The 12848-nt window shown below is 41.9% G+C and carries 13 protein-coding genes; 11 read left to right on the top strand and 2 right to left on the bottom strand.

Annotation, left to right across the window (positions count from 1 at the left end; translation table 11 throughout):
• Nucleotides 1-3 precede the first annotated feature (3 nt).
• The 6 genes from BUB08_RS03545 (at nucleotide 4) to BUB08_RS03520 (ending at nucleotide 3834) form a co-directional block, all read left to right on the top strand.
• A complete protein-coding gene (locus BUB08_RS03545) occupies nucleotides 4-513 on the top strand; it encodes a biotin/lipoyl-containing protein (protein WP_072999824.1) in 510 nt (169 codons plus the stop codon).
• A gap of 12 nt (nucleotides 514-525) precedes the next feature.
• The gene (locus BUB08_RS03540) at nucleotides 526-2058 is read left to right on the top strand and encodes an acyl-CoA carboxylase subunit beta (protein ID WP_072999019.1); all 1533 of its coding nucleotides are present in this window, start codon (nucleotides 526-528) and stop codon (nucleotides 2056-2058) included.
• 183 nt (nucleotides 2059-2241) lie between these two features.
• A complete protein-coding gene (rpsF, locus tag BUB08_RS03535; RefSeq protein ID WP_139249608.1) occupies nucleotides 2242-2595 on the top strand; it encodes a 30S ribosomal protein S6 in 354 nt (117 codons plus the stop codon).
• 3 nt (nucleotides 2596-2598) lie between these two features.
• Nucleotides 2599-2868: a 30S ribosomal protein S18 gene (gene rpsR / locus BUB08_RS03530; protein WP_072999017.1), complete on the top strand. Its 270-nt coding sequence runs from the start codon at nucleotides 2599-2601 to the stop codon at nucleotides 2866-2868.
• A 14-nt stretch (nucleotides 2869-2882) separates the two neighbouring features.
• The gene (rplI, locus tag BUB08_RS03525; protein WP_072999015.1) at nucleotides 2883-3329 is read left to right on the top strand and encodes a 50S ribosomal protein L9; all 447 of its coding nucleotides are present in this window, start codon (nucleotides 2883-2885) and stop codon (nucleotides 3327-3329) included.
• Between the two features lie 310 nt (nucleotides 3330-3639).
• Nucleotides 3640-3834: a hypothetical protein gene (locus BUB08_RS03520; protein WP_072999014.1), complete on the top strand. Its 195-nt coding sequence runs from the start codon at nucleotides 3640-3642 to the stop codon at nucleotides 3832-3834.
• A gap of 45 nt (nucleotides 3835-3879) precedes the next feature.
• Here the strand turns inward: BUB08_RS03520 and BUB08_RS03515 are convergent, their stop codons facing one another.
• Nucleotides 3880-4257, bottom strand: a complete 378-nt coding sequence (locus BUB08_RS03515; RefSeq protein ID WP_072999012.1) for a RidA family protein — start codon at nucleotides 4255-4257, stop codon at nucleotides 3880-3882.
• A gap of 11 nt (nucleotides 4258-4268) precedes the next feature.
• On the bottom strand, nucleotides 4269-6956 hold the full coding sequence (locus tag BUB08_RS03510) for a putative LPS assembly protein LptD (protein ID WP_139249607.1): 2688 nt from the start codon (nucleotides 6954-6956) through the stop codon (nucleotides 4269-4271).
• Nucleotides 6957-7087: 131 nt separating this feature from the next.
• On the opposite strand from BUB08_RS03510, the gene BUB08_RS03505 reads away from it, so the two are divergent.
• The 5 genes from BUB08_RS03505 (at nucleotide 7088) to BUB08_RS03485 (ending at nucleotide 12830) form a co-directional block, all read left to right on the top strand.
• On the top strand, nucleotides 7088-8239 hold the full coding sequence (locus tag BUB08_RS03505) for an N-acetylmuramoyl-L-alanine amidase (RefSeq protein ID WP_072999010.1): 1152 nt from the start codon (nucleotides 7088-7090) through the stop codon (nucleotides 8237-8239).
• A gap of 97 nt (nucleotides 8240-8336) precedes the next feature.
• Nucleotides 8337-9587 (top strand): MlaD family protein, encoded by a 1251-nt coding sequence (locus BUB08_RS03500; protein WP_072999008.1) that lies wholly within the window; start codon nucleotides 8337-8339, stop codon nucleotides 9585-9587.
• Nucleotides 9588-9873: 286 nt separating this feature from the next.
• The gene (gene dnaA / locus BUB08_RS03495) at nucleotides 9874-11319 is read left to right on the top strand and encodes a chromosomal replication initiator protein DnaA (protein WP_072999006.1); all 1446 of its coding nucleotides are present in this window, start codon (nucleotides 9874-9876) and stop codon (nucleotides 11317-11319) included.
• Nucleotides 11320-11370: 51 nt separating this feature from the next.
• The gene (locus BUB08_RS03490) at nucleotides 11371-12222 is read left to right on the top strand and encodes an EamA family transporter (protein ID WP_072999005.1); all 852 of its coding nucleotides are present in this window, start codon (nucleotides 11371-11373) and stop codon (nucleotides 12220-12222) included.
• Entirely contained in the window at nucleotides 12222-12830 is a 609-nt protein-coding gene (locus tag BUB08_RS03485; RefSeq protein ID WP_072999003.1) for a YigZ family protein, read from the top strand. The genes BUB08_RS03490 and BUB08_RS03485 overlap by 1 nt, the downstream gene beginning before the upstream one ends.
• Nucleotides 12831-12848 lie beyond the last annotated feature (18 nt).

Genomic DNA, 12848 nt, shown 5'->3' with positions numbered 1-12848 from the left:
AACATGGCAGTTGAAATAAAAATTGACAATAGAACTGTTTGGGTAAACCTGCTCAAACAAAACGGAAATCTTCTTGAACTGGACGTGGATGGCAAAGTCTACCAGGTTGATTTGCTGCACACTCCGGGAGGAACATTCTCCATTATTGAAAGCGGGCGTTCTTACAACATTGAACTGGTTCCGCAAAATCACCCGAAAAAGTACACAGCCCACACATTGTACAATACTTTCGATTTAGAAATTATTGATGCCGAAACGCGCTACCTCATCAACAGGGGGTCGAACGGCACAGCCAGCAACGAAAAAAATATTTCGTCGCCCATGCCGGGAAAAGTAGTTAAAGTGCTGGTGAAAGAAGGCGATGCTATTCAGAAAGGAGAGAATGCCATAATTATTGCTGCAATGAAAATGGAAAGTGAATACAAAGCTCCCATTGACGGCATCGTAAAAAAAGTAAATGTAAAAGATGGCGACACCGTCGAAGGAAATCAAATTCTTATTGAAATCGAATAAATACATTCAGACATGAACATAGAAGACAAATACAACCAACTCGATAATTTCAATTCACAGGCCGAGCTGGGAGGAGGAGAAGAACGTATCGGGAAACAACACAAAACAGGCAAAAAAACAGCACGCGAGCGAATATTACAATTGCTCGACCCGGGAACTTTCAATGAAATTGACAAACTGGTTACCCACCGAAACCACGATTTTGGGATGCAGGAAAAAAAATTCCTTGGCGATGGCGTAATTACCGGGTACGGGAAAATAAACAGCAGGCTGGTTTATGTATTTGCCCAGGACTTCACCGTTTTTGGAGGTTCGTTAAGCCGCACCAATGCCGATAAGATTGTAAAAATCCAAAACATGGCGTTGCAAATGGGAGCACCGGTTATCGGGCTAAACGACTCAGGCGGCGCCCGCATACAGGAAGGCGTGGAAAGCCTTGCCGGATATGCCGACATTTTTTACAACAACGTTACCGCATCGGGAGTCATCCCGCAAATTTCGGCAATACTCGGCCCATGTGCCGGCGGAGCAGTTTACTCCCCTGCCCTCACCGATTTCATTTTTATGGTGAATGAAAAAAGCCACATGTTTGTTACCGGGCCCGAAGTAATAAAAACCGTTACCCACGAAGATGTTAGCAAAGAAGAGCTGGGCGGAGCACAAACCCACAGCACCAAAAGCGGAGTTGCCCATTTTACCGGCGACGATGAAGAACAAACCCTGATGATGATTCGGGAACTCTTCAGCTTTTTACCTGCCAACAACATGGAAGATCCGCCAGTAAAATCTACCATTGACCCGTCGGATCGGGTTGAAGAAAAACTTCAGGAACTGGTTCCTGCCGACCCCAACAAACCGTACGACATGCACGAGATCATCCAAAGTGTAATCGACAACAATCACTTTTTGGAAGTGCAGCCCCAGTATGCAAAAAATATAATCTGCGGATTTGCTCGTTTCGCCGGACAACCCGTTGGAATTGTAGCAAACCAGCCGGCACACCTGGCCGGCGTGCTCGACATCAATTCGTCGGCAAAAGCTGCCCGTTTTGTGCGCTTCTGCGATGCTTTCAATATTCCGCTGGTTACTTTTGTTGACGTTCCCGGATTTTTACCCGGCACTGCGCAAGAGTTCGGCGGAATTATAAAACACGGTGCTAAATTGCTTTATGCATTTTCTGAAGCAACTGTGGCTAAGGTTACTCTCATTACCAGAAAGGCTTACGGTGGAGCATACGACGTAATGTCGAGCAAGCACATTGGCGCCGATGTAAATCTGGCATATCCCACCGCCGAAATTGCAGTTATGGGGCCCGAGGGCGCCATTAATATACTCTACCGGAACAACAGCGCAGAAGAAAAAGCAAAGGCAGTGGAAGAGTACCGCGAGAAATTTGCCAATCCATACAAAGCAGCATCACTGGGTTATATTGACGAAATTATACATCCCAGAGACACCCGCAAAAAAATAATTGGCGCGTTGGAAATGACACGAAACAAACGAAAAACCAACCCACCCAAAAAACACGGAAATATTCCATTATAAAAAAGAATAAAACCGGCTATCTGTTTCACAAGAGATGTACCGTGGTGCATCTCTTTTTTTTATGGTTTTGTTTCCTTTTGATTAATATTCTTCAAAAACGCCCAAACTGTTTGAAATCTATGAATTTATTCCTACTTTTGCGCCTCGAAAAATTAAAATTGTTTAATTAAAATTTTGATGTTTATGTTGAATCAGTACGAAACCGTTTTCATTTGTACTCCCGTTTTATCTGAGCCACAGGTAAAGGAAACGGTAAAAAAATTCAAGGACATCATCGCTTCCAACGGAGGTGAAATGATCCATGAAGAGGACTGGGGAATGAAAAAACTGGCTTACCCCATTCAGAAAAAATCTACAGGCTTTTTTCATTTATTTGAATTCAAAGCCAACCCTGAGTTCATTTCCAAACTGGAAATCGAATTCCGCCGTGAAGAACGCGTCATTCGTTTTATGACCGTAAAACTCGACAAACATGCTGTTGAGTACAGTGAAAAAAGGAAAAGGCTTCAAAAAGAAAAAACAGAAAAGGAGGCATAAAAAATGGCACAGAATTCAAGCGAAATCAGATACCTGACTCCACCGTCAGTAGAAATTAAGAAGAAAAAATATTGCCGTTTCAAGAAAAACGGGATCAAATACGTAGATTACAAAGACCCGGAATTCCTGAAAAGGTTTCTGAACGAACAGGGTAAAATTTTACCCCGCCGCATTACCGGGACCTCTTTGAAATACCAGCGCAAAGTTGGACAGGCTATCAAACGTGCCCGCCAGATTGCTTTGTTGCCGTATGTAACTGATATGTTGAAATAAAAAGGAGGTACGAAATGGAAATTATTTTAATACAGGATGTCGAGAGACTGGGAAGCAAAGACGACATTGTAAACGTAAAAGACGGCTATGCCCGTAACTTCCTTATCCCTCAGAAAAAAGCAGTTGTCGCCACTGTATCTGCAAAAAAAGTTTTGGAAGAAAACATCAGGCAGCGTGCACACAAAGAAGCCCGCTTAAGGGACGAAGCACTTGCAATTGCCGAAAAACTGGCGAACAAAAAAGTATCAATCGGAGCAAAAGTAAGCTCAGCAGGTAAAATTTTCGGTTCAGTAAATACCATTCAGGTTTCTGAAGCTATCAACAAAAAAGGCTTCGAAATTGAACGCAAACAAATTTCCCTGCCAGCAGACAGCATAAAAGAAGTTGGTACTTACGTTGCTAAGATCAAACTTTACAAAGATGTTATTGTTGATCTCGAATTTGAAGTAGTTGGCGAATAAGCCATTATTACAATATTTAAAAAGCCCGGGTTTTCAATCCGGGTTTTTTTGTCCCCTACCCAAAACAAAATCCAGAAACCGGCAAACACCACTACCCTTTTGCTTTCCATTTGTTTCTATTTTCAAAACGAATACACTTCAACATCTAGAAGAAGCAATGGGGTGGCAATAATCCGGACAAGCTTCCTCGCATTCTTACCATTGACGATTGCTATGCTTTATATTTTCCGTTTATTTCGAAAGTTGTTGGGATTGAACAAAGACATAGGGAAATTGCTTCTACTAAAAAGAATCTATAAAAAACAGCGACATGAAATATCCGGGATTCCTTCTAATAGTACTCCTTCTTTCGTGGGAGAAAACAGCACAGGCACAATCGCCGGAATTCTATCCTCCCACTGTACCCGAACCCGTTGAAAACCCGGTTCTGTACATTATTCTAGCAGTGGCGATAATTGCCATTTACGCTATTTTCAGAAGACTAAAAAACAAGCGAAAGAAATAACATCCGGGGAACAAAAAAAACACCGCGATAAGTGTATTTCCACAATTACTTTACGGCAATTGTTTCAATTTCGACTAAAACACCCAGCGGAAGATCTTTTACGGCGAAGGCAGCACGTGCCGGCGGATTCTCGGGATAGTACTGGCCGTAAATTTCATTCATATCTTTAAAATGCCCCATGTCGGAAAGCAGACAGGTAGATTTCACCACGTCGGAAAAATCGTAGCCGGCAGCTTGCAAAATGACTCCAATATTTTCCATTACACGGCGGGTCTGTTCTTTAATACCGCCATCAACAACCTGCATGGTTTCCGGGTCGAGCGGAACCTGGCCGGCAACATACAACATACCGTTTGCTTCAACTGCCTGGCTATAGGGGCCGACGGCTTTAGGCGCTTTGTTTGTGGAAATAATTCGTTTCATGGTTATCAGTGTTAGAAGTTATCGTAATGACTTTGGCGTTTCTGAATTTTGAGGTCCTTCAGCATCGATGATTTTGCATTAATAGTAAAACTGTAGCTTTTCATGTATCCGAAAGGAACAAAGTTAAAGGCCATTGACCAGCAGTGCAAATCGCGGTTCACATTAAAAGTGGTAAACGAAAATTCGCCGGCCATAATATCGTAATTGGTATTGGCGCTAATTCGCCACTTGTCGGTAAGATTCAGATTTCCACGCACTCCAATGGTCTGGGTTATTTTCCCTTTTTCGGAGGGTTTTCTGGGGCCGGAGTAATTAAAACTGTAATCGAACCCAAAATCCCAGGGAATATTAAAATCAGAATACTGACTGTAATCGCCCGGCAACACTTTCTCGTTGTCTATTAAATCCTTATTCCGTTCCGCTTCTTTCTCGCCTTTTTTCGATCTGAAATTCATTCCAAACGAAAGGTTTGCACGGGTTAGCCGGCCCAGTTTTCCCAACCCCGACTTTTCATTCCAAACATATTTATGAATTTTAACACCATCTTCATTCACCATATACGGATCAAGTACCCCGCCCATGTTAATACTTACACCAGCCACTGTTGTACGCGCCCTTAAATTTATGGGAGAAAGATTTAACGAATCGGCAATCAGGTTGTAGGATGTTGACATACTCAGGTTGTCAATTATTTTCACTTTCTTAAACTTTTGCTCCTCATCGGTTTTAGTAGTATCCTTTGCCGTATCCAGCACTTTTGCTTCCAGGTTGTTGTTCAGCGAAAAAGAAACAGCGCCCGACGCCCCCCTTCCTGGAGAACCTCCGTATATACCACCGTTATTCACATCCAGGTAGGTGCTTTTCCCGGTTTCATCAACCTGAACCTCTTGCCAATACCCAAACTTTTCGGCTCCAAAATCCGGACGGTAGCTAAAACTAACCGATGGTGTCATTTTATGACGAATTCCCCGGATTTTCGATTGTGGATTTCGGGGCAAAAACATTCCGTAAATATTCGTTGAAGCACTTACACTGTAAGAATAGTCGTAAACCCGGTTCAACCCTGTCAGAGTATCAATTCTAACAGATTGCGGAACTGAACTGGGGTTGTCAAATTCCGCTCCCTCCACATAGGTATAGTCGTATTTTTTGAAGTACCACTTTTCGTTGTAACTAAAACCCGGGCTAAAATTAATGTGATTCAGCAGGTTAAAGCTGGGTAACGAAATGGGTATATTATGCCGGATACCATTTTTCCAATCGCGTGTAAACGATTTTTTCAAAATTTCTGATTCGTGTGCCGTAATCGAATTTCGCAAATTACCCGTATAGTTTATTCCGAACTTTTCGTACCATTTTAGCGCACCCGAACGAACCTTTTTACGCAACGGATAAATTTTCGCCATACTAAAAGTCATTTCCGGAAGCGAAAGAGTAAGAGAAGAGTCGACAGAGTTTTGCGAATGCCGCATGTTAACAGACAAGTTATACGGTGTATTTTCAAACTTTTTCGAGAACGAAATACTTGACGATTTTTGGCTGCGAAGGTAATTTTCTGCTGAAATAGAGTTTTGCTTGTCGAAACCACTGGTTGAAAAATTCACGCTGGCAGAAAAGGTCTGGTTCGGATTTGCTTTCGCATCCTGGCTGTGGCTCCAGGTAATGGCAAATTGTGGAGAAGGAGTGTAATCCTCATCTCCTTTTTCACCGTAAACATTTACATTATACCTAAAATCAAACCCGCCGTTGTATTTATATCTTTTCCGGTAATTGGTGTGCAGTTTTGCTCCCCACGAGCCCTTGGAATAAATATCGCCACGAACAGCAAAGTCAAAATATTCGCTGGCGGCCCAGTAGTAACCTCCGTCGCGCAGGAAGAACCCCCGGTTATTTTCTTCACCGTAAGTAGGAATAAGAATACCCGACGAGTAGGTTGGAGTATTTGGGAAATACCCAAACGGAAGTCGCGGGAAATAAATGGGGAAATCTTCGAGCACCATGTACGCCGGACCGGTAATAATCTTATTATTCGAAATCACCTTTGCTTTGGTCAGATGCAAATAAAAGTGCGGATGTTCGGCATCGCAGGTTGTATATTTCCCGTCTTTCAGCACAAATGCGTCCCTCGATATTTTTTTGGTGCGGTGGCTGTGCACAAATCCCTCCCCCTGCTCAGTCACCACATCGGTAATAATTCCTTTTTCAGTTTCGAAATTATAGCGCAGCGTTTTAGACTCGAACTCATCATTCCCGTCTTTAAATATAGGTTTTTGCACCAATGTTCCTGTAGAGTCCTGAATTCCTTCAGCATAAACTTCTTTGGTTTCCAAATCGAGTTCAATATAATAAGCGGTAAGCTCAATTTGCTGATAAGTTACCTTGGCATTATTATATAAATAGACTTTCTGTCCGTCGAAAGATCCAATAATAGAATCCTCCGCATTGTAATCAATGGGCGCTTCAATTACCGGTGGTTTTTCCTGCACGAGCGAATCGGGCTGGCTACCTGAAATTGTATCACTGGAGATGGAATCTGCTGCAAAGTAGTAGTTATTAAGCGAATCCTTAAAAACAGGCGAAAAGTCGGCAGTATCAAGCACGGTAATTTCCGGCTTACTTAGCACACGCTCTTTTTCCTGGCTTAAAACTATCAGGGGCAATACAGCAGCTAAAAGGTATGTTACTATTAATTTGTACAAAATGTTTTCTGACTTTAATGCTTAACCTGTTGGCTCGACGTGCAAAAATAAAAATAAGGGTTATACCTGCACCCTAATAAATGCAAAATAATTCTAATATTTCTATTTTTGCTTCAGAAACGGGAAACAACATGAAAAAGAGAAAGAAGTATACCTGGCTGCTGCTCCTTTTTACAAGCTATTGGATTTTAGGAAGCATTGCAGCGCATGCAAAACCGGGAGGCCCCGGGTCAACTATTAAAACAGTGGTGATTGACCCCGGGCACGGAGGCAAGGATTCGGGAGCTGCATACGGAAATGCAAAAGAAAAAGATATTGTTTTGGACATTGCGCTGAAGCTCGGAAATTACATTCAGGCTTCTTTCCCCGATGTAAATGTTATTTATACCCGAAACCGCGATGTTTTTGTTCCGCTGTACCGGCGGGCTGCAATTGCTAATAAAAATAGTGCCGACCTTTTTATTTCGATCCACGTAAATGCTGTTGCGCGGGGCGTGGTGCAAGGAACTGAAACTTATATTTTAGGGCAACACCGCACCGAAGACAACCTGGAAGTAGCTAAAAAAGAAAACGCCGTGATTCTTCTGGAAGACGACTACCACACCACATACGAAGGATTCGACCCGAACTCTTCTGAATCGTACATTATGTTTGAACTGGTACAGGATGAATACATGGAACAAAGCGCCATGCTGGCATCGGCGGTTCAGGATCAATTCCGGATTCATGCCAAACGAATTGACAGAAGTGTTAAACAGGCCGGATTTCTGGTACTCAGGCAAACCACCATGCCCAGTGTTTTAATTGAAACGGGTTTTCTGAATCATCCGGCAGAAAGACAATTTCTTCAGAGTAAATCGGGACAGGAACACCTGGCATCGGCAATATTTAAAGCATTTAAAGAATACAAAAAGAAGGTGGAGGCGCGGAGCAGTTTCAATATGGTAACCGAAACATCCGGCAGAAACTCCCCTATTTCCAACAATTCTCCCGACAATAACGTGGAAACAACCTCGCAAAATTCAACCAACATATATTTCTCTGTTCAGATTGCCTCGTTGTCAAACAATGTTGAACCCAGCGCAAAAAATTTCAAGGGAGAACATAACGTTTTCATGCAAAAAAAAGGGAAAACCTACCGTTATTTTTGTGGCAGATTCAACGATGTTCAACAAGCCAGAGAAGAACAAAAAAGGCTGAAAAAGAAATACAGCGGGGCTTTTGTTGTCGCTTTCGAGAACGACAACCTGGTTCCGGTAGAAACGGTTGTCCGGAAACTATAAAATACACATACCGGTTTTTACTGGTATTTTTTGGGCAATTATTGCAGGAATGCCTAATTTTACGTGACTTTTTGTTTCTAACAAATAAAGCTCGAAAATGAAAGTTTCTAAATATACAAAGCTTGGAATTTTAATCGTACTCTCTGTTACTATTCTGATATGGGGACTTAGTTACCTGAAAGGAAATGACATATTTAAAAAGATAGATCAATATCACGTTGTTTACAACAGAATAGACGGACTCTCGGCATCGAACGATGTATTACTGAGCGGTTACAAAATAGGACAGGTAAAAAAAATAAGCTTTTTGCCCGACCACAGTGGACGGTTGTTGGTTACTTTCACCATCGATTCTTCCATTAAATTACCGAAAAATACTGTAGCACAAATTGTGAGCAGCGACCTGATGGGAACCCGGATCATTAAAATAAATCTGGGAACCGGAAGTGAATTTTATTCGGCAAACGACACTATTCCGGGCGATGTGGAGGACGACCTGAAAGAACAGGTTAGCATGCAGGTTCTCCCCATAAAAAACAAAGCCGAAGAATTGCTGGGCACTCTCGATTCTGCAATCACGGTTCTTACCGTTATTTTTAATGAAGATGCCAGAAAGAACCTTTCCGAAAGTTTCAAGAATATTAACCAAACCGTTTACAACATTGAAAAAACAACTGCCGACCTGCAGGAGATTGTATCCACAAAGAAAGGAAACGTAGAACGAATAATCACAAACCTGGACACCATTATTACTGCACTTAACAGCAGCATGGACAATTTCGAAAACACCCTCAGTAATATCTCCGCCATCAGCGACACACTCGCCCGGCTGCCTCTTTCGCCAATAGTGCAAAGTATTGCCGATGCCACGGCAAAAGTCAACAATATATTAGTACAACTAGAAAGCACCGATAACACAGCAGGATTACTGCTCAACGACGACCAGCTTTATGCTTCAGTCAGCCTGCTGGCCGACAACCTTAACCTTTTAATGAACGACATCAGGGTAAATCCCGAACGCTACCTCAAATTTTCGGCCCTCGACCTGGGACGAAAGGTTTACGTTAATGCTACCGGAGACGTTACCGGCAAAATTATTTTCAAAGTACATCTTGTCTCAACGGAAACTCCCATCTCAACAGACACCGATCGGTTTAAAGGACTCGGCGAAATTGAAGAGTACATTGCAAGCGAAGCATACAGTTATCTAGTCGGCTCAACCAGCTCTTTTACCGAAATCGTAAAATTGCATGAAAAAGCGCTGAAAAAATTTCCGGATGCATCTATCGTTGCTTTTAAGAACGGACGGTTAATAAAATTAGAAAGAGCGCTAAAATCGTTAAAGTAATTAACGTTTATTTGTTAATAGAAAAACTTATGAAAACCCCAACCCCACCACTACCAACCAGATAGCTGACTACTAATCAAAATATTAAACAGAATCGACTGATTTTCAACACATTAAAAAAAAGAAAAAAAACATGTTTATTAATCCCCTCATAACGATAACAATAACTGATTTTCGTAAAAATCAAGGGGCGTTAAGTTTTTTTTTAAACTTTTTTTTCGCAACTTTTGCTTTCGGGAATTAAAAAAAGGAATTTGTAGAACCTCAAAATCCGGCAAATATAAAAATGAACAGCGAACATCAAACTGCATGGGAGAAATGCCTCGATATTATTAGAGATAATGTTCCCGGAAGCAGTTACAAGACATGGTTTGAACCAATTAAACCCGTAAGAATCGAGAACAAAGTGTTAACGATACAGGTACCGAGTGCTTTTTTCTATGAGTACCTGGAGGAGCAGTTTATCGATATTTTACGGAAAACACTTCGGATGGTGCTGGGCAATGGGGCAAAATTGGAATATAATGTTGTAATGGGGCCTGCGAACGGAAGCTCGCAAGACAACGGCGATACCCCTTACACGGTAAGCTACCCTACAAACAACAACACGAGAATCCAAAATAAGCCACTCACCATTCCGCTAAAAGCCGATGAAAAGAAATCCATAAAAAATCCTTTCATCATACCGGGAATTCAAAAATTGCAGATAGACCCACAACTAAAGGCAGACAACACGTTTGACAACTTTGTTGAAGGAGATTGCAACCGGTTGGCACGAAGCGCAGGATTTGCAGTAGCCCGGAATCCCGGGGGAACAGCATTTAATCCGTTAATGATTTATGGAAACTCCGGGTTGGGAAAAACTCACCTGGCACAAGCCATCGGCATTGAAGTAAAAGAACAAATGCCCGACAAAGTGGTACTTTATGTAAACGCCAACAAATTTCAGACGCAGTTTACCGAGGCTACCAGGAACAACAACAGAAACGATTTTCTGCATTTTTACCAGATGATTGACGTACTGATTCTGGATGACGTTCAGGAATTTGCAGGGAAAGAAAAAACGCAGGAAACATTCTTCCACATTTTCAATCACCTGCACCAAACCGGCAAACAGTTAATTTTAACTTCGGATAAGCCGCCCATTGAACTGAAAGGAATGGAGCAGCGCCTGTTATCGCGATTTAAATGGGGACTGACTGCCGATTTGCAAACGCCTGATTTTGAAACGCGGATGGAAATTCTGCGGCGAAAAGTTTACAAAGACGGAATTGACCTTACCGAAGAAGTAATGGAATACATTGCCTCGCACGTTACTAATAATGTAAGAGAACTGGAAGGTGCGCTGGTATCGTTACTAGCCCAGTCGATGCTCAACAAACGGGAAATTACACTCGACCTTACCGCCAAGCTGATTAACAAGCTGGTGAAAAACTCGAGGCGCGAACTCTCCATCGAATACATTTCGAAAGTTGTTTGCGACTACTTTAACATGCCGGTAGAATCGCTTCAGACAAAAACCCGGAAGCGGGAAATTGTACAGGCAAGGCAAATTACCATGTATTTCTCCAAAACGCTCACCAAATATTCACTGGCAAGCATTGGAGCTCAAATCGGGAATAAAGACCATGCTACGGTGCTGCATGCATGCAAAACCGTAAATAATCTGAAAGACACCGACAAAAACTTCAGACAGTACGTTGAAGACATTGAGAAGAAACTCACTCTATAAAAAATAAAAACCAGGTTTTTACCTGGTTTCTTTTTTTAATGGTACCTGGTTATGATATTTCTTGCAGCAAGTATTATTTCTTCCACAGCCATTTATATCATTTTCAGATGGGCAAAAAATTACTCCTGCCCGCTGCAGCACCTCATCACCATCAACTACCTGACAGCAACATTACTTGGTTTCAGCTTGCTGATGAACTTCAACCTCCAGGCATTCTCACAAAGTAATTCGTGGTTTCTGCACGGAATAGTTCTTGGCATTTTGTACATCGGCATGTTTTTTCTAATTGGAAAATCATCACAAAAAGCCGGAGTAACAATTACCACCCTCGCCAATAAGTTATCGCTTGTTTTTCCTGTCCTCTTTTCCATCTGGTGGTTTCACGAACCGCTAACACCCCAAAAGCAAATTGGAATTGCACTGGCACTAATTGCGGTGCTGCTAACAATCTACAAAAAAGGGTTCAGGCAAACCAAAACACTTTGGTTCTACTTTCCTCTTTTCATTTTTGCCGGAAGCGGATTAATTGATATTCTCATAAAATTTGTGCAGGCTACGCGACTAAACGAACAGCATTCGGCAGTATTTTCAACCTTCGTTTTTTTGGTAGCCTTTATTGCCGGCGTCGTCATTTCTTTTCCAAAAATCAGGAAGACTGATTTTAACCGTCCCACAGTCCTGCTTGGAATGTTACTTGGGATTGTAAACTTCGGCTCGCTTTACTTTATTCTGAATGCGTTAAACAAAAGCCAGTTAGAAAGCTCAATGGTTTTTGCCGTAAACAATATGTCTGTTGTAGCCATGTCTGCATTGGCAGGATTTTTTATCTTTAAAGAAAATCTGAACCGAACAAACCTGGCCGGGCTGATTCTGGCTCTAATAAGTTTATTTTTTCTGTTGTAATGGATGACACATACAAAACCATAAAAGTGAAAAGCGAAGGTCTTTTTAAAGACAAGGGGAGCAAATTTTTTGCTTACGCTTTTCCGGTCAAAAACGAAGATGACATAAAAGAATTATTAACCCGTATAAAAAAGGAGCACCACAGCGCCCGACATCATTGCTATGCATGGAGGCTCGGGACCGAAGAAATTGCCTTTAGGGCGAACGACGACGGAGAACCTTCGTCCACCGCAGGAAAGCCAATTCTGGGGCAACTACTAAGCTTCGAATTAACAAATGTATTAATTGTGGTGGTTCGTTATTTTGGGGGAATTTTACTCGGCACAAGCGGGCTTATTAACGCTTACCGCACTGCAGCTGCAGAAGCCATTAAAAACGCAAAAATTGAAACCCGCACCATCGAAAAAATATTCACACTAAAATTCACCTACAAAGAGATGAACGAAGTGATGCAAATAATAAAACAGGAAAACCTGAACATTACCAACACCCGCTTCGAGCTGACTTGTGAGCTCGACTTTACCGTCAGAAAATCAGAGGCAACCAGGATTTCAGAAATTTTTGAAAATTTTTACGGCGTTGAAATTTCAGGAGGAAACAATGCCTGAGCTGTTAATAAATCAGGT

The organism is Mariniphaga anaerophila (assembly GCF_900129025.1).
GTDB lineage: Bacteria > Bacteroidota > Bacteroidia > Bacteroidales > Prolixibacteraceae > Mariniphaga > Mariniphaga anaerophila.
This window is presented reverse-complemented; position numbering and strand designations above follow the sequence as displayed.